At 49.2% G+C, this 20,912-nt stretch carries 18 protein-coding genes and 2 tRNA genes; 13 read left to right on the forward strand and 7 right to left on the reverse strand.

Annotated features, from left to right (window positions below; translation table 11 throughout):
- Positions 1–108 precede the first annotated feature (108 nt).
- The 3 genes from JWJ90_RS01615 to JWJ90_RS01625 form a co-directional block, all read right to left on the reverse strand.
- Positions 109–609: a NifB/NifX family molybdenum-iron cluster-binding protein gene (locus tag JWJ90_RS01615; protein ID WP_205225427.1), complete on the reverse strand. Its 501-nt coding sequence runs from the start codon at positions 607–609 to the stop codon at positions 109–111.
- Positions 610–1,026: 417 nt separating this feature from the next.
- Complete coding sequence (locus JWJ90_RS01620; RefSeq protein WP_205225428.1) at positions 1,027–1,440, reverse strand: GFA family protein; 414 nt, start codon at positions 1,438–1,440, stop codon at positions 1,027–1,029.
- A 125-nt stretch (positions 1,441–1,565) separates the two neighbouring features.
- A complete protein-coding gene (locus JWJ90_RS01625; protein ID WP_205225429.1) occupies positions 1,566–2,696 on the reverse strand; it encodes a GTP pyrophosphokinase in 1,131 nt (376 codons plus the stop codon).
- 376 nt (positions 2,697–3,072) lie between these two features.
- Here JWJ90_RS01625 and JWJ90_RS01630 point away from each other — a divergent pair, with 376 nt between their 5' ends.
- From JWJ90_RS01630 to JWJ90_RS01640, 3 genes are all read left to right on the forward strand, one after another.
- The gene (locus JWJ90_RS01630) at positions 3,073–4,014 is read left to right on the forward strand and encodes an IS4 family transposase (protein ID WP_338032273.1); all 942 of its coding nucleotides are present in this window, start codon (positions 3,073–3,075) and stop codon (positions 4,012–4,014) included.
- A 67-nt stretch (positions 4,015–4,081) separates the two neighbouring features.
- On the forward strand, positions 4,082–5,350 hold the full coding sequence (locus JWJ90_RS01635; RefSeq protein WP_205225430.1) for an IS256 family transposase: 1,269 nt from the start codon (positions 4,082–4,084) through the stop codon (positions 5,348–5,350).
- 39 nt (positions 5,351–5,389) lie between these two features.
- On the forward strand, positions 5,390–5,857 hold the full coding sequence (locus JWJ90_RS01640) for a transposase (RefSeq protein ID WP_338032274.1): 468 nt from the start codon (positions 5,390–5,392) through the stop codon (positions 5,855–5,857).
- A gap of 254 nt (positions 5,858–6,111) precedes the next feature.
- Here the strand turns inward: JWJ90_RS01640 and JWJ90_RS01645 are convergent, their stop codons facing one another.
- The 4 genes from JWJ90_RS01645 to JWJ90_RS01660 all read right to left on the reverse strand — a co-directional run bounded on the left by JWJ90_RS01645 (position 6,112) and on the right by JWJ90_RS01660 (position 7,574).
- Positions 6,112–6,807: a hypothetical protein gene (locus JWJ90_RS01645; protein ID WP_205225432.1), complete on the reverse strand. Its 696-nt coding sequence runs from the start codon at positions 6,805–6,807 to the stop codon at positions 6,112–6,114.
- A gap of 65 nt (positions 6,808–6,872) precedes the next feature.
- A complete protein-coding gene (locus tag JWJ90_RS01650; protein WP_205225433.1) occupies positions 6,873–7,064 on the reverse strand; it encodes a hypothetical protein in 192 nt (63 codons plus the stop codon).
- Positions 7,065–7,406: 342 nt separating this feature from the next.
- Positions 7,407–7,484: transfer RNA gene (locus JWJ90_RS01655), tRNA-Glu, on the reverse strand.
- A 14-nt stretch (positions 7,485–7,498) separates the two neighbouring features.
- Positions 7,499–7,574: transfer RNA gene (locus JWJ90_RS01660), tRNA-Lys, on the reverse strand.
- Between the two features lie 339 nt (positions 7,575–7,913).
- Here JWJ90_RS01660 and rdgC point away from each other — a divergent pair.
- The 10 genes from rdgC to JWJ90_RS01710 all read left to right on the forward strand — a co-directional run bounded on the left by rdgC (position 7,914) and on the right by JWJ90_RS01710 (position 20,858).
- Entirely contained in the window at positions 7,914–8,519 is a 606-nt protein-coding gene (rdgC, locus tag JWJ90_RS01665; RefSeq protein WP_205225434.1) for a recombination-associated protein RdgC, read from the forward strand.
- Between the two features lie 126 nt (positions 8,520–8,645).
- Entirely contained in the window at positions 8,646–10,586 is a 1,941-nt protein-coding gene (locus JWJ90_RS01670; RefSeq protein WP_205225435.1) for a tetratricopeptide repeat protein, read from the forward strand.
- Positions 10,587–10,670: 84 nt separating this feature from the next.
- Positions 10,671–11,213, forward strand: coding sequence for a hypothetical protein (locus JWJ90_RS01675; RefSeq protein ID WP_205225436.1), 543 nt, complete (start codon positions 10,671–10,673; stop codon positions 11,211–11,213).
- Positions 11,214–11,237: 24 nt separating this feature from the next.
- Positions 11,238–12,665, forward strand: coding sequence for an Asp-tRNA(Asn)/Glu-tRNA(Gln) amidotransferase subunit GatB (gene gatB, locus JWJ90_RS01680; RefSeq protein ID WP_205225437.1), 1,428 nt, complete (start codon positions 11,238–11,240; stop codon positions 12,663–12,665).
- Positions 12,666–12,676: 11 nt separating this feature from the next.
- Entirely contained in the window at positions 12,677–13,414 is a 738-nt protein-coding gene (gene radC, locus JWJ90_RS01685; RefSeq protein ID WP_205225438.1) for a RadC family protein, read from the forward strand.
- Positions 13,414–14,565, forward strand: coding sequence for a radical SAM family heme chaperone HemW (gene hemW, locus JWJ90_RS01690; protein ID WP_205225439.1), 1,152 nt, complete (start codon positions 13,414–13,416; stop codon positions 14,563–14,565). The genes radC and hemW overlap by 1 nt, the downstream gene beginning before the upstream one ends.
- Positions 14,566–14,929: 364 nt before the next feature.
- Positions 14,930–16,549 (forward strand): fumarate hydratase, encoded by a 1,620-nt coding sequence (locus JWJ90_RS01695; protein WP_205225440.1) that lies wholly within the window; start codon positions 14,930–14,932, stop codon positions 16,547–16,549.
- A 254-nt stretch (positions 16,550–16,803) separates the two neighbouring features.
- Complete coding sequence (locus tag JWJ90_RS01700) at positions 16,804–17,475, forward strand: LOG family protein (RefSeq protein WP_205225441.1); 672 nt, start codon at positions 16,804–16,806, stop codon at positions 17,473–17,475.
- A 110-nt stretch (positions 17,476–17,585) separates the two neighbouring features.
- Entirely contained in the window at positions 17,586–18,083 is a 498-nt protein-coding gene (locus tag JWJ90_RS01705) for a nitroreductase family protein (protein ID WP_275889049.1), read from the forward strand.
- A 990-nt stretch (positions 18,084–19,073) separates the two neighbouring features.
- Positions 19,074–20,858 carry a PKD domain-containing protein gene (locus JWJ90_RS01710; RefSeq protein WP_205225443.1) on the forward strand — a complete coding sequence of 595 codons (1,785 nt, stop codon included), beginning with the start codon at positions 19,074–19,076 and terminating at the stop codon, positions 20,856–20,858.
- Positions 20,859–20,912 lie beyond the last annotated feature (54 nt).

The raw sequence follows: 20,912 nt of genomic DNA on the forward strand, positions 1-20,912 counted from the left end.
ACATCTGGTCTCATTTTTTCACAGCGGGTGATTGCACCCCCTGTCATTTTGCCTCCCTGCAGTGCATTCAGAATCGCTGGCTCCACAGCCGTTGTCGCAGCAATTAATCTAAAATCGACGTCCTCCCTTTCCTCCTCCGCACATTCCACGGCCACCTCCTCCCCCCATGCCTCTACCGCCGCCCATACCGCGACCACCACCTCCCATTCCCATGCCTGCACCGGCCATGGAGGGGGATTCACTCCCTTCAGTTGCAGGTGCCGTTGATTGGGAAGATGTCCCGCCGGTGGCTTGTCCACTGGTTTTAAACTGCTCAACCGCTTCTCGGACCGTGCCGGATTGGCCAGTGATTAGCTGAACCCCGGATCCACTGAACACATCTCCGGCCTTGGGGCCCACGCTGCCGGTGAGGACCGCTTGCACGCCTTTGGAAAGGACAAAGCTTGCCGACTGAATTCCAGCCCCACCTGAGGCATTCATGTTTTCATTGGGGTAGGCGTCAACTTGGTTCGTTTCCGTATCTACGATAAGAAAATAATCACTTCGGCCAAAACGAGGATTGATCATGGCGTCAAGATTGGCACCATGAGCACTGATTGCAATTTTCATAAGATCTCCTGGTCTTTGTTATGGTTTTCTGGAGTTGTATGGTTAAAGAAAAGTAAGCTACGTCTAAAATTTTACATACAATCTACAGGAAAAAGCAAATATTAGCAAAGACAATCAGTTGTGGTGCCTTAGAAGGGGAAAGGATAGTTGTTGCGTCACTCGCTATGAGATAGAGGCTAAGGAAGAGAGGTGGGTAAAACAAAAAAGCCCGTCAGCAAAACTGACGGGCTTTTCTCTATATGGCGTTCCCAACCGGATTTGAACCGGATTTGCCGGCGTGAAAGGCCGTCATAAATGGTGTGTTAAACGAAACTACAATAAGATAAGATGAATAAAACTAAAAAAACTATCAAAAAGATAGAGCTAACTCACCAGTCTGCCTAATTCTCCCGCTAACCAAGAAATCGCGGTCTGGTCCTATTCATTCTCTTCATCTGGAAATCGCTCAAATTTTTTCACCGTTTCCAAAGCATCATCCCAGTTCGCTTTGTTCGAAATGAAAATATGTCCATCTGGCTTTTTTTCCAATTTACAATCCAGGCTTCCCGCCGGTACAACCAGAAGCTTGCCGTCCATTTGTACATTGGGTAGAGCAGACCCACATGTCACGCAGAATGCTTTTACATGACTGGATTTCTTCACTTGAAATAATCGTACATTGTTTTCGCCTTTAATCCATTCAAGTTTGGCTGATGACGAAAACAAATTTGCTGCATGTGCAGATCCTGTATCCTTCTGGCAGTAGCGACAATGACACAAAAAGAAACTTTCAAATTCACCGACAACTTTATATTTAACAGTTCTACATAAACATGATCCCAAATATTCCATTTAACCAAATCTCCAACACACAATCAAAACTCAAAAAGGATCTTCAACAATTTAACCATGAACGTACGCATAACCGTACGTGGCGGAGTTAATGCGATGGTTAACTGGTTATTATTTATTCTCAATTATTTCAATGTCTGACCATTTTCCCTTGCCCCCGACTTAATCCAGTTTTTCAAATGTGACTTGGCCCGTTGGTATAAAATTTTATCGAAAATTTCTGGGTCGTACAGATAAAGGCAATGCCGAATGGACGTATAAGGGCTGAATGTTCTGTTTGGATTTTTCGATAGAAAATAATCACGGTATTTTTGAACGGTTTTCAAATATTCTGCCAGGCATTTGTGAAGATGGGACTTATGAAACCGACTGTCCAGCTTCAAGATATCATGAACAAAATCGTCGACTTTAAGGTCTTCAAATTCGAATCCCCGGAAGTAATGGCCCGCAACGCGCAGAAAACTAAATGCGTTAAGCGTATTTTCACCGGCTCCGATCGCAAAGCGGGAAGGTGAAGTTACGATTTCTTCCGTCGGTTCAATGGATGATGCCTCCGTTTCTTGTTGAATGAGCGCCTGTGTTGCATTGCGAATTTCTTTGAACTCGCGGTCGGCCAATTCAAACAAAGCCGACAGTGCATTAATCCGCCTTTTCAGATCGTTGGGGATCGATTTTTTATATTTGATTTGGTGATCAAGCACACTCCAGGCATCCTGAATCAAGGTTCTGATCTGCACTTCGACGGGAAAATCGGCATAAGTTTTTTCCGACAGGTTTCTCATCCGGTCACTAATGGTTAGGTCCATGTGAAGGCCTTTATAACCGAATGCATCCTCCGTACTTTCCATCGCCGAAATTTTGTCTGTTACGTCTATAATTTCAAAATGCTGTTTCAGCTCCTCGAATACTCGTTCGATCTGGTCTTCATAAAGGCAGATCACCCTGATGCCGAGCAAGTCAGTGATATAATCCTTAATCTCGTATGCTTGTTCGCGCTCTTCGAGATCATTACGATACTTGCGCCTGAATTTCCGGAGGCACTCTTCTTTATTTTTAACCCGTCCTTCTATTTTTTTTACAACATCGATATTTGATTTTTTTAGCAATGACCTGATGGTATTGCTGTAAGACCTTATAGCTTTTGATAAAAGCTCCTTGTTGCTATCGTAATAGTTCTCAAAGGCGTACTTTTCTTTTTCAAAATCAAGTGAGGACAATTTGGGCCCCTTTTCTATAAACGTCAACTCCTCGTTCATTTATTTCATTTTGCAAGGTCATACAGTTAATGCGATGATCACCGGTTTATCCGGTGTATTATTTTGTGTACGCCCGGCATGGGCGTGATCTAATGGGGTGCATGTCCCCTGTATGTAACCCCATAGCCGTCAGGCTAAGGTATTTTTTTTCAAATTAAATACGAAAGAACAGTAAAATAGTCGCAAAAAAACTTTCAAGGCCCCAGCCTCATAATGGCATTCCCTTTTACCGAGAATGATTACTAATCATTCTCGGAGGTTAGTGGTGGATTGGCTTGATGCTTTTTAGGGAATATACTCGTTTTTTCAGTAAGTTGCATCGTTTTTCGCCATTAAGAGAGTAGAAAAAAACGAATATCAACTAATTGAAGAATCGATTCGGAAACAGCTATCTTGCTTTTTTACTAAGCAGGAAATCGAATCTTTAGCCCGTGAGAGCAAGTTTGTTCAGCGCTCAGGCCAGTTGGGCGGATTCACCTTCCTTTGTCTGCTGGCTTTTAACAGTGATGCATTGGCATTTGAGAGTCTCAATGATCTCACCGTCAAACTGGAATTGGATCACGACATATGCATCAAAAAGCAATCGCTGGACGAGCGCTTTAACCAGCGTGCGGTTTCTTTTCTCACGGCAGCCATCGCTGAACTCTTTAGCAAACAGCTGGCCGGGGGGATGGCGACGTTGATAAGCTGCGACCAATTTGAAAGAATTTTGATTAAAGATTCTGTTTGTTTTCAAATAGATCAATCTTTATCCAAGTTTTACCCCGGTAGTGGCGGCAGTGGATCCGCAGCCAGTGTCAGGATCCAATTTGAATATGATTTAGTCTCCGGCAGTATCGTTGATCTCAGCCTGAATGCGTTTAACGACCAGGATGCAACCAATTCAACACTGACCATTGATGTTGTCAGAGAAGGTGACCTTGTTATTCGTGATCTCGCGTACATGCATCTATCAGCATTGCGAGGTGTCCTGCAGAACCTCGGTGATTTTTTATGCCGTCTGCAAGCCAACAAAAACGTGTATCAGCTTCGTGGAAAGAAAAAGGTTAAGCTGAATTTTTCCCGTATCGTTCGAGCCATGACCGATGCCGGACTCGAAAAATTCGAAGACTGGGTATTTCTTGACCAAAATCTGACATTACAGGTTCGCCTCTTCGTTTATCTGCTCCCTGAAAGGGTTTATCAGGAACGAATACGTAAGGCTCATTTGAATGCCCAAAAGAAAGGGCGGCAATTAGGTAAAGAATTCAAAGCCCGAGCGAGGCTCAACCTATTTATCACGAGTTATGCTCGAAAGTGGTGTTTGAGGGGACTCTAAAAGAAAAATGACGTATCCTGTTGGAAACAGTTCGCCAAAACTCACTTCCAACAAAAAAGGATACGTCATGAGTGAAGGTAAAATCATTTCCCTGAAAAAGCGAGAAGAGATTTCTGAGGATCCGTTAACCGAATTGCTTCGCACCGGTGCCCGGCAATTGATTGCTCAAGCCGTTGAAGCAGAGCTACATGGTTTTCTTCAGGAATTTGCAACGTGCACAGATGCCAGTGGCCGTCGCCAGGTAGTTCGCAATGGCTACTTACCAGAACGGAAAATTCAGACCGGTATAGGCTCCGTGAGTGTCAGGGTGCCGAAAGTTCGGGATAAACGGGGGAAAGGCGTCAAATTTAACTCAGGACTCTTGCCTCCCTATCTTCGAAAAACAAAGAGCATTGAGGAAATGCTGCCTTGGCTTTACCTCAAAGGGATATCTACCGGTGATTTTCAGGAAGCTCTTCAGGCTCTTCTTGGCAAGGATGCCTCCGGGCTTTCGTCCACTACGATCAGCCGTTGCAAGCGTCTTTGGGAAACAGAGCATGAGCAGTGGAGCCGACGCAGATTTGAGAACAAGCGCTATGTGTATATCTGGGCCGATGGCGTGTATTTTAATATCCGCAGCGATGATACCAGGCAATGTATCCTTGTGATTATTGGCGTGACGGAGCAAGGGAGGAAAGAGTTTGTTGCCATCGAAGATGGATACCGGGAATCTGAGCAGAGCTGGACAGAATTACTGGTACGCGTCAAAGAGCAAGGGCTCATCCACTCCCCTAAGTTGGCTATTGGTGACGGTGCCTTAGGATTCTGGAAATCGTTGCACAAGATTTTCCCACAAACAAAACATCAGCGATGTTGGGTACATAAAACAGCTAACGTGCTCAACAAACTGCCTAAAATGGTTCAACCAAAGGTCAAGCAGGCGTTGCACGAAATATGGATGGCGCCGACAAAAAAGGACGCCTTTGAGGCCTTCGAAACAACCATCCAGGCTTATTCGGGAAAATATCCCAAAGCTATGGAATGCCAGGAGAAGGATAAAGAGCAATTGCTCGCTTTCTATGATTTCCCAGCACCACATTGGCAACACATTCGGACATCCAATCCGATTGAATCAACCTTTGCCACAGTACGGCTAAGAACAGATAAGACCCGGGGCTGTGTTGCCCGCCGAACAATCTTGGCCATGGTCTATAAACTGGGAATGAGTGCAGAAAAAAAGTGGCAAAGGCTACGAGGATTCAAGCTCCTTGCAGAGATTATCCGGGGCGTCAAGTTCAAGGATGGGGAGCCTGTCACCCCTTTAACAGAAGACGAACTGAACAGGGCTGTCATTTGAGAGCTATTCTTAAACACCAGACTTGACCATAACTCATTTATCACCTCTGCATCTGAAAAGTTGCTCGATATTCAGAATGCGTGGAAGGCGTACACCTTGCGCTGGCAGATTGAGCTCGTCTTCAAAACCTGGAAATCGCTCTGGAAGATCGATAAGGTCAAGAAGGTGAAAAAGCATCGCCTTGAGTGCTATATTTACTCGAAATTATTCATCATAGTACTCACCCTGAACTGTTTATGGATAACGCATAACCTCATGCGTGGGCTCTATGGTAAAAATCTCAGCTTCTATAAAGCGTTAAAGACCTGGATGAGGTCGATTGACCGGTTCAAAGAGGCATTTTTTAACAAAATAGAAGCTGCGACAGATTTTCTGGTTAAATTCCTCAAATTGAGTTGCCAGAAGCATTTGCTAGAGAAGAAGAAAAATGGAAACTATTCTCCTGAAATCATTCAAGATATTTTGGTTTTGAGAATCGAAGGTGAGCCAATACCTGGTGTGGCTTAATCAGGGCCTCACGGCTTAACCTGACGGCTATGGACCAAACCCCTTGATGCCGTAGCTGGTGTACTCTGCCTGTATCGCATTGATTGCAGTTGATTTGTTGCCAGCATCATGGAGGGTGAGTGCTACGCCCCAGGCAAACGGTTGGGCTGCACCATTGGTATAACCGACAAGAAGTCCGGTGTCCCAGCTTTGAAATGCCTGAGAATTGTTCTCTTTGCCACGATCAAACCGGGTGCATCCGATACTTATGGGATTTACAGGCTCGCCGCCATATACAGTGGCTGCTTTTTATGCTGCCCCCTACATGAAGTATAGCGAAAGCTATTTGCCATAAGTATCGGATGCACCCGATCAAACCCGTAGTTCCCTCCATCAATAAAAAATCCCTGCTGAGAGCTTCCTATGTGTTTTTGCAGTAATTCTGTATCAAAACGTGAAGCGTCAGCCATGGCAATATGCTGAAATTGGACCGAAGACAAGGAGGGGCCAAGGAGATCGAAGATATATGCAACCATGTTTGCAGCATAGAGCTGAAATTCTGGAGACATGCCCCCTGAGGTGTCCAGGTAGAAATCGAGAGGGATGGTGGAGTAGTAGACGGTTCCGCCTCCTAGGCTGTAGTAAAAATCAACGACCTCGGAACTGGTGTCCCGGGTGAGGACGATAACGGAGCCAGCTGGTAGAGTGCTGGCTACTGCGTACCCATGGTTGGACGAGTATACGCCATCCAGTGTGCTGTCATCGATGGTTCCTCCCGGTCCGCTGATGAGCGTCCCTATTGCACCAGGTCCCAGGTCAATGGACGAAGATGTACTGCGCACAAAAGTGATTGAGTTTGCCCCTGGTGGAATGACGGTGGCTGCATCAGTAACATAACGATCGTGAAAGAGCAGGGTGCCGCCGCTCTGTATATAACTGTCGATGCTTGCCAGGTTGTCAGTGAGTGCCAAGGCATAGTTGTCATTGCTGGGGTTAAGAATCCAGAGGGCTTTAATCCCGTTCAGGCTAGCCGCGCTTAGGTCGTTGAGAAGGATAGGTGTGAGCCTGCCAGGGTGATGGCTGTGGCTGCATTGGTATTTGCGGGGTATTCGAGATTGTAATAGCCGATGGATTCCGCTTGTGCTGTCCCCGTAGCGACAATGGTGGCAAGACTTGCGGCTTGTAATGCTTGGGAGAATTTTCCTTTCGTTTGTACCGATTTTTTCATGAATCTCTCTTTTTTTTGGTTGGGTCTGGGAGGGTGAAATGTTCTTTGTTATGCCACAACGTGGCCAAAAGATTTTTTCCGAAATCAGCTAGAGTACTTGATTTCCCAAGATGATTTGGGGGGGGGAATCAATGCGTTTATCAATTGTGTGGAATTTTTATCATCTCCGTCAAGGACTAAAAAAATAGGCTCAGAGGGAAAAGGAAGATTTGGACGCTACATGAGGGAGATGTGGTTCAGGAATATTTTGTTGTGGAATTTCAACCAACAGGGGCAGGGAGGAAGGAGGCAGGAATAAAAAAAAGCCTGTTAACCTTCAAGAGGCTAACAGGCTTTCATATATGGCGTCCCCAACCGGATTTGAACCGGTGTTGCCGGCGTGAAAGGCCGGTGTCCTGGACCTGACTAGACGATGGGGACAGGTCTTGTAATCGTGGTGGGTCGTGCGCGGCTCGAACGCGCGACTCTCTGCTTAAAAGGCAGATACTCTACCGGCTGAGTTAACGACCCCCGTGATTTGGAGAGGCCTATTTACCATGTTCTCTGAAAGGTGTCAATTTAAAAGTTGAGTTGGATACAGTTTTTTTGATTTTTTGAGCGGTAGGGAGCGTTATTTTACTGAATTCTTTGTGGTCACTAGGCCGTATTGCTTGTACAATTCATATATCTTGCGCCTGGGAAAGCCAGGCAGTTCATCAATACAGGGAACCTTGAATAATTGCTTTTTCTACCAATCTCCCGGAGTCTAACGCTTACCTCGTAATTCTCGAAGTCTTCGCTTAGCTGACCTTGATTGAAAAATCTAATTCTTCAAGACACCCTACAGACATTAATCTTTTTAGGAAAATTATGGGGTTATTATCGGGTTCCGCATCGTTGACACGATTTCAGGTTACAGGTGAGCTTCCGGAGTCGTTCTGGGAATTTGCTGCACAGCGTGTTGCGGCATTAAGTTTTAAGGATATCGACGACACCATGGACGAATATTCAATCGGGTGGGTGTCTGTGGCCGACATGTTTGACAGCTCTTTTGCCTACAGCTCCTATGCAGCAGGTGATTACATCACCTTGACCATGCGGGTTGATGAGCGCAAAGTGGCTCCGGCTGTGCTGAAAAAGTATGTGATGAAGGAAGAAGAGCGGATCAAGCGTGAAAAGGAGTTACCGAAGCTGAGTCGCGCTGTACGCCTGGAAATCAAAGAGCGTATTCGTGCCGAGCTTGTTCGTAAATCTCCACCTGTTCCCACAACCTACGATCTCTGCTGGAATCTGGCAGACAATACCTTGCTTTTTTTTTCCACCAGCAAAAAGGCCATGGCCCTGTTGGAAGATCTCTTTAAAGAAACCTTTAATCTCTCTCTTATTTTACAGATTCCCTGGTTGATTGGTTTGCAGATGGTCGATGGGGAGGCCGCGGAAAAATATGAGGAGATGCGTCCTGCCGTTTTACTCTGATTTAAATTCTAGAACGTGCACCTGCATCTGGCGGTGTCGTTGCAGACAATGATAAAGTGCTGTGCGGTGCTGAGCCACTGTCACGGATTCGGGTACCTGACATACTGATTGTATGATGGAGGTAATATGAACAGTTCTTTGCTTGCAGTTCTGGGGGGTGTTGTTGTCCTTGTAATCGTTCTGGTTTTTGTGCTGGTTTTAAAAAAGAAATCTGGGCAGACGTTACCGGAGGTGCAGCCGGAGAGCGAACAAAAAAGTTCTGAGGAAGCGGTAGAGTCGATTCCCCAAGAAGAGGTTTCAGAGCATATCAGCCGGGAAGCGGTGAAGGAAGAGGCTGAGCCTGATGCTGTTGTTCAGGAGGCGGATACCACTGAACAGGTTGGAGTGGATGAAGCAGTCTCAGAGTCGATTGTTGCCAAGTCTGAGCAGGAGATTTCCCCTGTGGTTGAAGAACCGGCTGCTGAACCGGTACCTGTAGAAGAGGAAGTCGCTCTTGATGTTGAACCGGAAAAAGCTCAGGCTGAACCCATTGAAGTAGAGGCACCAGAGCCGCCTGCAACAGATTCAGAAGCGGTCGCTGTGGCTGTCGAAGAAGAGCCGGAAGAGGCCAGGGCTGAAGAAGAGTTGGTTATAGAGCCTTCTCTTGAGGGAGAAGGAGAGGTTACGGCATCCGCTGCTGTCGAGGCGGCCGTCGCAATTGAGGAGCAGGAGGCAGCTGCTGCTGAAGCGGTTGTTGAACCAGAAGAAGAACTCCCAAAAACAGAGGATCTAACCGCTCAGCTCGAGGCACAGCTTGAAGAGGAGCCCTCCGGAAAATCGGCAGACACTGAGATGATGCTGGTTCGTTTGAGCATGGAGGAGTATGCTGAGCGCCTCAATAATCTGGAAAAAAAGCAGCGTGCCGAGCTTGCCGAAGCCATTGCTGCCAACGATGAACAACGTCGGGATCAGCTCCAGCGGGAGCTGGTGGTGATGAACGATCGCCTGGCATTGATTGCCGATACCTATGCGGAGGAGATGGCCCGGTATCAGCAGGTTTTGGATGCCTTGGTCCTCCTGCAAGCCGATGATACGAGCCCCGAGCTGGCGGAAGCCATTGAAGAACTCCAAACCGGTACAACGGAGGCAGCGGCGCAGTATCTTGAAACGCTGAGCCAGAAGGAACATGCTACACATGGACAGGCTGCCTTTTTAGGTGGTCAGCTAGCCGAAAGTCGAGTTGACCTGAACAAGGCCATGGCGCTATATCGCCAGGCTGTATCGCAAGAACAGGATAACCCGGAATTCTTGCGGGCAGCAGGACTCATGGCCCGGAGCCAGTACCGGTATAAAGAGGCACTGCCTTGGCTTGAGCGCTATTGTCAGCTGCTGAAGGCGGACGAACAGGTCGAGCCGACGACCGTGGCCCTCGCCCAGCGGGAGGTGGCCTATACCTTTGTATTAAGCGGCAACTACCAGAAGGCAGGCCCATTATATAAGGAGTCCATGACCGTTCTGGCGCAACAACTGGGGCAGGATCATCCGGAGATGGCACTGAGCTGGCAACAGATCGGTGAGTTTCAGGAGACCATGGGCGAGTATGATAAGGCTGTCTCTCTTTATAAGAAAGCCTTGGCTATTTTAGAGAAGAAACGTGGTTCCGAACACCCGGCGTTGGCTGGAATTCTTCGCAAGCTGGCCGCCCTCTGTGTTGAGTTGGAGCTTGAGCCTGAGGCCGTTCCTTTGTATGAACAGTTGGTTCGTATTCAGGAGAAGGCCCTGCGACCGACCCATCCGCAGCTGGTGATCAGCCTCAACGCCCTGGCTGAGGCCTATCGGCTGCAGGGGCGTTACGCCGAGGCCGAGACCTGCTACGTGAAAACGCTGGCGATCAACGAAGAGTTGCACGGAAAAGAGCACCCCAGTGTTGCTGCCATCTTACAGGAACTGGCCAAGCTCTGTACAAGTCAGAAAAAAACAGACGAGGCGCAGGCCTACCAGGATCGGGCATCGGCTATTTTTCAAAAGACCGTTGAGGCTATGGAAAAACAGGAAGGTAAAGAGGAAGCACTGACACTCGAGTTGTAGTAAAGGATTTTTGCGCAAATGGCGTATTCGTGTTATTCAGAGCACCCAAGAAGGTGGCTGTCAGCCCAGAGGTATGTTTAATTTATGGATCTTGTTGATCTTATTCAGGAAAAGAGATTTCTAGGTCAGGAATTCCTGGCCTGGCTGTGGTTTAAGTCGGAGGAGCGCGGCGGGAGTGTGGATGTTCCCGGTCGGGGCGATGTGCTTGTTATTTTTGAAAAGCACATGCTGCTTGAGTATGGCGAAGGAGAAGCCAGTGAAAAGGTTATCTGCCGCGGTCTGCAGACAGAATTGCGCGAGGCACGCGCCGGGCTTGGCCTGGCCAAAAAGCCGGAGCAGGCTCGTATCCGCCTGGGATATGGTGAATACGAGTTTGGGGTGACTTTATCTGCCGCCATATTTGAGTTTCGTAATATCCGCCTGCCCAAGACTGTGGACTCTGCCGATGAAGGCAAGGATGCCGAAAGTACAGAGGGGCGCATCTTAGAGCGAATCGCACTGTTTGAGCAACTCACCGGGTTGATTGGTGATCTTTTTCGCATGTTTATCAAAATCAGGGCCTCAAATCTTTGGAATGAGGAACTTGTTAAAATTCGCGCCTGGATAGAATCAGGCACCCACCAGTGATACTATTTTAACCGCATATAGACTATGGAATTTGAAACCGTGATCGGGCTGGAAATCCATGCCCAGATGAAGACCAAAAGTAAAATTTTCTGCGGCTGTTCCACCGAATTCGGCGCACCGCCCAACACGCATACCTGCCCGGTTTGTCTGGGAATGCCCGGATCTCTCCCAGTGCTCAACCGGCAGGTGGTGGAGTCGGCAATTAAACTTGGCCTGGCCACGGAATCGACCATCAATCAGGAAAACCGGTTTGCCCGGAAAAATTATTTTTACCCGGATCTCCCCAAGGGGTACCAGATCTCCCAGTTTGAGCTGCCTATTTGCGAGCACGGCCGTCTGGAAATCGAGGTTGAGGGGCAGGATCCCAAGGTCATTGGTATTACTCGCATTCATATGGAAGAAGACGCGGGCAAGCTGGTGCATGATGATCGCGACCCCTACAGTTACGTGGATCTGAACCGGACCGGGACCCCCTTGCTGGAGATTGTCAGCGAGCCGGATATGCGCTCACCCGAGGAGGCTGCGGCTTACCTGAAAAAACTGCACGCCATTGTCCGCTATCTGGACATCTGCGATGGCAACATGCAGGAAGGCAGTTTTCGTTGCGATGCCAACATCTCGCTGCGCCCGGTCGGCCAGAAAGAATTTGGTACCCGTACCGAACTCAAAAACATGAACTCCTTTCGTAACGTCCAGCTGGCTCTGGAGTACGAGGTGCGCCGTCAGCGCGACCTGCTTTTGGAAGGTGGCCAGGTGATTCAGCAGACCCTGCTCTGGGATGCGGATAAGGGGCGGACCGAGTCCATGCGTGGTAAGGAGGAGGCCCATGATTACCGCTACTTCCCGGATCCGGATTTGATTCCGGTGCAGGTCGATGATGCCTGGATTGAACGGGTGCACGCGGTCCTGCCGGAGTTACCTGATAAACGATGCATGCGTTTTGTTCGCGATTTTGAACTCAGTGAGTACGATGCCGCCATTCTCACCGGATCGCGCGAGTTGGCAGATTATTTTGAGACCGCCTATCGTGCCTGTGGCAATGCCAAGAAACTGGCCAACTTTATCGGCACCGAACTGCTGCGTGACTACGGAGCCGAGCAGATCGGCCAGTGCCCGGTGAAGCCCGAGGAGCTGGCAACCCTTCTGGTGATGATTGACGAAGGGAAAATCTCCGGGAAAATCGCCAAGACCGTTTTTGCCGAGATGCTTGAAACCGGCAAAGATCCCAAGTCCATTGTCAAAGATAAAGGCTTGGTGCAGATGAGTGATGAGGGCGAGTTGACCGCCTTTGTCCAGGAAATCATTGACGCCAATCCGGATCAGGTGCAGCAGTTCCGTGAAGGCAAGACCAAGGTTATAGGCTTTTTTGTTGGTCAGTTGATGCGTAAGACCAAGGGGCAGGCCAACCCGCAGATGGCCAATGAGCTCTTTCAAAAGGCGCTTTCTGAGTAACCCCTTGGCTCGTGGATAAAGGTCAGTGGCAGCAGAAGGGCGCTGGGCACCGCCAGCGTCTTCGTGATAAATTTCTGGAGTTGGGCATTGACGGCCTCAGCGACAGCGAAATCATCGAATTGCTGCTGACCTTTGGCACACCACGCTCTGACTGTAAAGAGGCCGCGCGGGCAGCCCTTGCACGCTTTACCACCCTGCCTGCAGTGCTTGATGCTGCCCCCACCGAGTTGCAGCAAATCAAAGGCATTGGGCCCAAAAATGTTTTTGCCCTCCAGTTTATCCAGGGCGTTGCCCGCAGGTACCTTAAGCAACGCATTGTTGGGAAGAAGTACGTCCATTCTTCTCGTGCGGTGGCCGACTATCTCATTCATGCTATGCGCGGCCTTGAGCATGAGGTGCTGATGGTGGTCTTTCTTGATGCCGCCCACGCAATCATTGAATCATCGGTGGTCAGCCAAGGCACTGTGACCGTCAACACCGTCTATCCGCGCGAGCTGGTGAAGGCCGCCCTGGCCCGTAACGCCAGTGCACTGGTTCTCGCCCATAATCACCCCTCCGGCAGTCTTACCCCTTCACCCCAGGACCGGCAATTGACCCGTTCCCTGCATCTGATTTGTTCGTTCATGCACATCAACCTGCTTGATCATTTGATTATCGGTAGTGGTGAACAGGTGTACAGCTTTGCCGATCAGGGCATCATGGCCGAGATCCGTGAAGAGTGCCTCCGTATCCTCCAAGAGAACCCGTGATGGATCTTGTGCGCCAGGCCGGACTCTATATTCATATTCCTTTTTGTCAGAGCAAGTGCCACTACTGCAGTTTTTTTTCTTTTGTCCCAGGAGTGGGGCAGCGCCAGAAATTTATTGCGGCCTTACAAGCGCAGATAGAGCAGGCGGCCACCCTTACCGAGGTGGCTCCCCTGTCTTTTGCGACCCTGTTTTTCGGGGGCGGCACACCCTCCCTGCTTGCACCCACCGTCCTGGCGGAGCTGCTCGGACTCTGCCGCCAATTGTTTTCCTGGAGTTCACAGGTCCCTGAAATATCAATCGAAGTAAATCCCGGCACTATTGATGCGAGTGGGCTGGCTACGCTACGCCAGGCTGGATTCAATCGTCTTTCCATAGGCATTCAGTCCTTAAACGATGCTGAACTTGTCCGTTTGGGGCGCATCCATTCGCGGGAGCAGGCCCTCTCCACAATAAAGACGGCCCGTGAGGTCGGTTTTGACAACATCAGTTGCGATCTGATGTACGGGCTGCCGCTTCAGTCGCCAGCGTCCTGGCGCACAACGCTTGCTGCGTTACTTGCCCTCCAGCCTGAACATCTCTCCCTCTATGAGTTGACCCTGGAGAAGGGGACGCCATTTGGGGAGTCGCTGCAAGGCGGTAGCGGTCAGATTCCTGAGGAAGAGGCTGTGCTGGAGATGATGGAAGACACCCAGCGGCTCACCGCTCAGGCCGGATTGGAGCGCTATGAAATCTCCAATTATGCCTGTCCAGGCAGGCAATGCCAGCATAACTGCAATTATTGGCACAATGGAGAGTATCTGGGGCTTGGCCCGGGTGCTGTTTCCGGGCTTGCTGGACAGCGTCTGGTTGCTGTGACCGATCTAGAGGCGTATGTGCATCGGGTCCGGCAGGGAGAGTCGGTCTGGATCGAGCAAGAGCAACTCGAATCTGAGGCCGCCTTTCGCGAAACCGTGGTTATGGGGTTGCGTATGACCACTGGTGTCTCTGTCTCAAGGCTGCATGCCCGATTTGGTATAGACCTCGTCCCCTATTACGGTGACACGCTCAGGCAACTGATCCGGCAGGATCTGCTGAGCTTGCAGGGAGACCGCCTCTTTCTTACTCCCTCAGGTCTTCCCTTGGCAAACAGGGTGATGGCCGAGTTGGTTTAATTCTGTATTTCCTCTTTTTCTCTCCCGTCTTGCAAGAAAACTGAATCACTCCTCAGTCAAAACAACCGCTAAATGCGGCAATTACCTGCTGCTCTCTCTTGCCTTCTCGGCCGGTGCGGAGTAAAAGATACGGTTGTGTCGTTTACGCTCTCTTGAATGAGGGCGCATTCATTCTTTTTGTAACGGCCAATAGAGGCGTAGCCTTCGTACGCCAAGAAGTGGAAGTAGAGATGAAAGCCCCTGCGGATTGATTGAGCGTAGTTCGTCCCAGGGAACCCAGCTGGTGTGTTGTTTGTCTGTCGGATGGTCCGGGTTTACCGGTCCCCCTCATAGTCGTCGTATCATTCAAACAAGGAGCAACATTATGGCAGGTTTTGTGTATCAGGATCCCTTCCCCCTCGGTAAAGATGAGACCCAGTTTCGTTTGTTGGAAGGTTCCGACAAGTATGTTTCCACAGAGACCTTCAACGGTCAGGAAGTACTCAAAGTTGACCCCGAAGGTCTGAAAGTATTGTCCAATCAGGCCATGCGGGAGGTTTCCTTCCGGCTGCGTCCGGCCCATAACGAGCAGGTCGCCAAAATTTTTGCAGACCCAGAGTCCTCGCGTAACGACAAAGAAGTGGCCTTTGCCATGCTGCGCAACGCTGAAGTTGCTGCAAGCTATGTACTGCCCGTCTGTCAGGATACCGGTACCGCCTGCGTGGTGGCCAAAAAAGGTGAGAATGTCTTCACCGGCTGTGATGACGCCGAAATGATTTCTGCCGGTGTCTACACCACCTACACCGAAGAAAACCTGCGCTACTCCCAGAATGCGCCGGTGAGCATGTACGAAGAGGTTAATACCAAGACCAACCTTCCGGCTCAGATCGATATCTACGCCACCCAGGGTGCGGAATACAAGTTCCTCTTCCTGGCAAAGGGTGGTGGCTCAGCCAATAAAACCTATCTCTATCAGGAAACCAAGGCACTGCTGAATCCCGGCACCCTGAAAAAATTCCTGGTCGAGAAAATGAAAACCCTGGGCACCGCTGCCTGTCCGCCCTACCATATCGCCTTCTGTATCGGGAGCACCTCGGCTGAGAGCTGTCTCAAGACCGTGAAGTTGGCTTCAGCTAAATACCTGGACAACCTGCCCACCACTGGCAATGAGCTTGGTCGTTCCTTCCGTGACCTGGAGCTTGAGAAAGAGCTGCTGGAAGAGGCCCAGAAGCTTGGCCTGGGCGCTCAGTTTGGTGGTAAATACTTTGCCCATGACATTCGCGTGATCCGTATGTCCCGCCACGGCGCATCCTGTCCGGTGGGCATGGGCGTTTCCTGTTCTGCAGACCGTAATATCAAGGCCAAGATCAATAAAGACGGTTTGTGGATTGAGCAGATGGATGCGGATCCCGGTCGTCTGATTCCTGCTGAATACCGCGATCGCACAGGTGGGCATCAGGTCACCATCGATCTCAATCAGCCCATTAAAAATGTCCTGGCCGAGCTGACCAAGCATCCGGTTTCAACCGTGCTCTCTCTGACCGGCACCATTATTGTTGGTCGTGATATTGCCCATGCCAAATGGAAAGAGCTGCTCGATGCCGGCAAGCCATTGCCCGAGTACCTCAAAAATCATCCGGTGTACTATGCCGGTCCTGCCAAAACCCCGGAAGGTAAACCCTCTGGTTCCTTTGGCCCGACCACGGCTGGCCGCATGGATAGCTATGTGGGCCTGTTCCAGGAAAATGGTGGTTCCATGGTAATGATCGCCAAAGGAAACCGCTCACAGCAGGTAACCGATGCCTGTCAGAAATTTGGTGGCTTCTACCTGGGCTCCATTGGTGGCCCGGCTGCCCTGCTTGCAGAAGAGAACATCAAGAAAGTTGAGTGTATCGACTATCCTGAATTGGGCATGGAAGCGGTTTGGAAAATCGAAGTGGTCAACTTCCCGGCCTTTATCCTGGTGGATGACAAGGGCAACGACTTCTTTGACGGTTTGCTGTAAGCATACAAAGACTGTGAGCACCTATTCATGGTGTTCATCATATGCATATTGAATGTGCCGGCAGTGGGGAGAGCTCTCGCTGCCGGTTTTTTTATCTAGTGTCCGTTCAGAAACGGTCTTTTTGCCCAATTTCTACGTTATGCTTAAAATTTTATCCTCGAAATATTTGTCATATGCCTGCGGTAAAATTTTGCGCATGCCTTGAACTTGAACAAAAATCCTCATTTCTGAACGGACACTATTAAGGATGGAGTATGGATGACTTAAAGACCTCCGAAGCCTGGCGTATCTTTCGTATTCAGGCGGAATTAATTGATGGCATTGAAACCTTGAATGATCTTGGTCCGGCCGTTTCTATTTTTGGTGGGGCCCGCTTTGCAGAGGATTCCCAATACTGTGTTGCTGCGCAAGAAACGGCCACCCTGCTCACGAAAATGGAGCTTGCGGTCATAACAGGTGGTGGCCCTGGGATCATGGAGGCCGCCTCGCGCGGTTGTTTTGAGGCGGGGGGAACCTCGGTGGGGCTCAATATCATCCTGCCGCGCGAACAACATCCCAACCATTTCCAAAATCGCAGCCTCACCTTTCGCTATTTTTTTATTCGAAAACTGATGTTTGTCCGTTATGCTATGGGCTATGTGATTTTTCCCGGTGGTTTCGGGACGATGGATGAATTTTTTGAGTCGCTTACCCTGATGCAGACCAAGAAGATTCGCCGCTTTCCCATTATCCTCTACGGAACCGAGTACTGGCAGGGGCTTGTCGACTGGATCCGCGCACAACTTCTCCCCCATAAATCCATCGCAGAAGACGATATGCATCTGTTTCACCTGGTGGATTCGCCCAATGAAGTGGCTGAGATTATGAAAGAATATATCAAACAATGCCAGCAGTATGAGGGAGATCAACGGCGAATTACCTTTTAGACATATCCTGGATGCGCAGTGGAGCTGCCGGTGCTTCTTGTCGAAGATTGTCGTTATAAACAAGAAAAAAATTGTATCTGGAGGATGCGTTGAATTCAAAGCTCACAAGTTTGTTTGCGCGTAGAAGTATTCGAAAATATACCCAGGAGCCTATCCCTGCTCCTTTGATAAACGATCTACTGGAAGCCGCCATGGCTGCACCATCGGCAATGGGCAAGAATCCCTGGCAGATTGTTGCACTCCAGACACGCGAGAGTATTGATAAGCTTGCCTTCTGTTTACCCAACGGCAAGATGCTTGCTGGAGCCACAGCGGCCCTGTTAGTTTGTGGCGACATTAATCAGGCCCATGACAAGGAACTCTCCTTTCTCTTGCAGGATACCAGCGCCGCCATCGAAAATATTCTTTTGGCTGCAAGTATGCTGGGACTCGGTGCCTGCTGGCTGGGGATTCATCCCAGAGAAGAACGAATAGAAGCCGTGCGTACAACCTTTTGTTTACCTGAAGGGATACTACCCGTGGCTGGTATTTCACTGGGGTGGCCAGATGAAGAGAAAGAACCTCGAACCCGCCTGCAAGCAGAGCAGGTGCATTTTGAACAGTGGTAACCAGGAAAGGAGGTTTTTGCTGAAAGCTATTTGGGGCAAGTTTCAGGTCTTACCGATCGGAAAATATAATTATTTAAAACACCTGCATAGGGTGGTTTTGTCGTTTCCGGAGAGCTGAAAAACTTGATTTGAACGTGGCTATCCTTTAAATTGCCTGGGAGAGAACACACCTTCGGTGTGATGAAAAATTCCGCTTGTTTTTTCACAAATTTGACTGTCGGTTCATTGCGACATTCGACTGTAGGCTGCATCGTGCTCTTTCGTATGATCTTGGAGTGTTTTTCACCGTTTTTAACAAGCAAAATAAAGCGTTAGCTTATTTCTTTTTGTTCTGAAGCTTTGCACGCGCTTGGCACTCAGCTCAAGCACTGGTGGTGTCTGTTGCACGGAAAAGCCTGAGCTGGGGTGCGGGGCGTAGATAAAAAAGCAGCATACAATTTGTTGCTTGTGGATAATTTGGTAACTACTTGGAAAAACATCTTATTTTTTAATGGATTGCTCGGTGGGAATTTGCATTCGCACGGTGTTTTTCCATGGCGTAACCGTTCTTCAAAAGCAGGATATAGAGATATTTTTTGGCATACTTACTGCTGAGGTCCTTTGGTGCCCCCGTCAATCTAAAGGGCATCTTGAATAATTGCTTTTTCTGCCAATCCCGGCGTCATACGTAAAATTTTATCCTCGGAATATTAGCTATATGCCTGCGGTAAAATTTTACGCAATCCTCGAAGTCTGCGCTTATCTGGCCTTGATTGAAAAATCTAATTATTCAAGACACCCTAAAATCCAAGGAAAAGAATGTTTTCTCTCTTCGTTAGAGTTCTTGCTTTCATATTTTGTTGTTTGCCTGCCCTTATTTTTGCATCTGAACCCCAGTCCATCCATATCGAATGGGGGTATACCCCTCCTAGTGAACCAGCAGTAACTGGTTTTAACCTCTATCAGGAGGGGGTATGTGTCTGCGAGGTGGAAGATGGTGAGGCGAGTTCAATGGACTGTACCGTTACCTTGGAATCCGACCCAACCAATTTCACCCTGACAGCAACCTTTGCCGACGGCACCGAGAGCCCCCACTCCGCCCCGTTTGCTTTTTTCAAAACCGGGAGTACCGATACCGATACAGTAAATGCGAGCGAAGGTACTGATTCTGCCCCCGTTATTGTGTTAACGGCCAGTCTGGCCGAGGACATCTCCCCTCTCACCGTCTCTTTTGATGCCTCTAATTCATATGCCCTTTTACAGGGGGGGCTCTCGAGTTATACTTGGAATTTTGGCGATGAAAACAGTGGAGAAGGTGCACTCATTACCCATACATATACTACAGCCGGTACCTATACGGTTTTGCTCGTAGTCACTGACTCCCTTGGCAATCAAAGCTCCCTGAGTAAGCAGGTTGTTGTCTCCGATGTTGATTCGACGACTGTGCCGGAAAATGCTGCACAGGCCTCTGATCCTGAAAATTCAGATGCGAGTGATGGGGGGACGACAGACTCCGCATCTGGTGACTCCGCTCTGGTCAATCTGCACCTTGAGGTCGGAGATGTCGTGGTCACCACTGCCTGGAATCATGTCAGCTTTGAAGAGCCGTACGAGCAGCCCATTGTAGTTACAGGACCGCCGAGTTCGCGGGATGCTGATCCCTGTGTGGTGCGTATTCGCAATGTTACCTCAGAGGGGTTTGATATACGCATTGCAGAATGGACCAATCAAGATGGAGTGCATGATGCCGAACGGCTCAGTTATCTTGTCCTTGAAGAGGGGAGGAGCCTCCTGGAGGATGGATCAATGGTAGAGGCGGGAGCATTTGCCGGAAATACAACATGGCAGAATATTCCCTTCTTGAGCTCATTTCCCTCTGTCCCCGTGGTTTTGGCAAGTGTGTGTTCGATAAACAATGATCTTCCCGTAATCGGCAGGGGTGTCCCGTCGACCTCAGGGTTCTCTTTTCTCCTGCAGGGGGCGGAAAGTGAGAAAAATACGGAGAAAGCAGAGGAGATTGTCCATTATGTCGCCTGGGAACCTGGGCAGGGAGAGCTCGGTGATGCCCAGGTTGAGGCGGTTTCAGAAGCAGCAACCTTGACTGATGCGTGGGAGGAGGTTGCGTTTGCTGAAAATTTTTTACAGGCACCAGCACTTTTTGTCGCAATACAGTCAAAATTAGGAATGGATACAGTGACGCCTCGTCTCGGGAATATTTCTCGAGAGAAATGTAAAGTACAGCTCCAGGAAGAACAATCTTTGGACGAAGAGACGAGCCATATAGGCGAACAGGTTGCCTATCTGGCTTTTGCCGCCACTGCCCCTGTTCGTCTTGCAACATTCAATTGGACGTATAATCAGGATTATAAAGATGAAATCCTCGGGTTCCGTGTTTTTGCAAATGACGAGGAACTTTGCGATACCTATGATATTGAAGCACGTTCTTTGAGTTGTATCATGATCGAATCAGCAGGAGAAACCCGGTTTTCTATAGCCACCATTGACGCAGAGGATGATTTGGGGGCAACATCCAACATTATCTCGTACAATACTGGTGCAGCTTCCCCCCGTTTGGCCACTTTTTCTTGGGATTTTGAGCAAACTGAGGAAAAGAGCATTGCAGGATTTGCAATACTTGTGGATGGAAAAACGCTCTGCTCAACCGATGATCCGAGTGCAAGGGAACTCACCTGCACAATGAACCAGCCAACAGAGACCGCTTCCTTTACCGTTCGGGCAATCGTAAACGAGGGCGAACTCAGTGCTTCATCCAACAGTATCACCTACACCCCCTGAATCCGTAGCGCTATCGAAACAGGAAAAGGGCCAAGGAATGCAAATTCCTTGGCC

This window comes from Desulfobulbus rhabdoformis (assembly GCF_016919065.1).
GTDB classification, from domain to species: domain Bacteria; phylum Desulfobacterota; class Desulfobulbia; order Desulfobulbales; family Desulfobulbaceae; genus Desulfobulbus; species Desulfobulbus rhabdoformis.

Coding starts and splice junctions, on each gene's coding strand:
- JWJ90_RS01615 (WP_205225427.1), bottom strand. CDS start 609: ATGAAAATTGCAATCAGTGCTCATGGTGCCAATCTTGACGCCATGATC.
- JWJ90_RS01620 (WP_205225428.1), bottom strand. CDS start 1,440: ATGGAATATTTGGGATCATGTTTATGTAGAACTGTTAAATATAAAGTT.
- JWJ90_RS01625 (WP_205225429.1), bottom strand. CDS start 2,696: ATGAACGAGGAGTTGACGTTTATAGAAAAGGGGCCCAAATTGTCCTCA.
- JWJ90_RS01635 (WP_205225430.1), top strand. CDS start 4,082: ATGAGTGAAGGTAAAATCATTTCCCTGAAAAAGCGAGAAGAGATTTCT.
- JWJ90_RS01650 (WP_205225433.1), bottom strand. CDS start 7,064: ATGAAAAAATCGGTACAAACGAAAGGAAAATTCTCCCAAGCATTACAA.
- rdgC (WP_205225434.1), top strand. CDS start 7,914: ATGGGGTTATTATCGGGTTCCGCATCGTTGACACGATTTCAGGTTACA.
- JWJ90_RS01670 (WP_205225435.1), top strand. CDS start 8,646: ATGAACAGTTCTTTGCTTGCAGTTCTGGGGGGTGTTGTTGTCCTTGTA.
- JWJ90_RS01675 (WP_205225436.1), top strand. CDS start 10,671: ATGGATCTTGTTGATCTTATTCAGGAAAAGAGATTTCTAGGTCAGGAA.
- gatB (WP_205225437.1), top strand. CDS start 11,238: ATGGAATTTGAAACCGTGATCGGGCTGGAAATCCATGCCCAGATGAAG.
- hemW (WP_205225439.1), top strand. CDS start 13,414: ATGGATCTTGTGCGCCAGGCCGGACTCTATATTCATATTCCTTTTTGT.
- JWJ90_RS01695 (WP_205225440.1), top strand. CDS start 14,930: ATGGCAGGTTTTGTGTATCAGGATCCCTTCCCCCTCGGTAAAGATGAG.
- JWJ90_RS01700 (WP_205225441.1), top strand. CDS start 16,804: ATGGATGACTTAAAGACCTCCGAAGCCTGGCGTATCTTTCGTATTCAG.
- JWJ90_RS01710 (WP_205225443.1), top strand. CDS start 19,074: ATGGACTGTACCGTTACCTTGGAATCCGACCCAACCAATTTCACCCTG.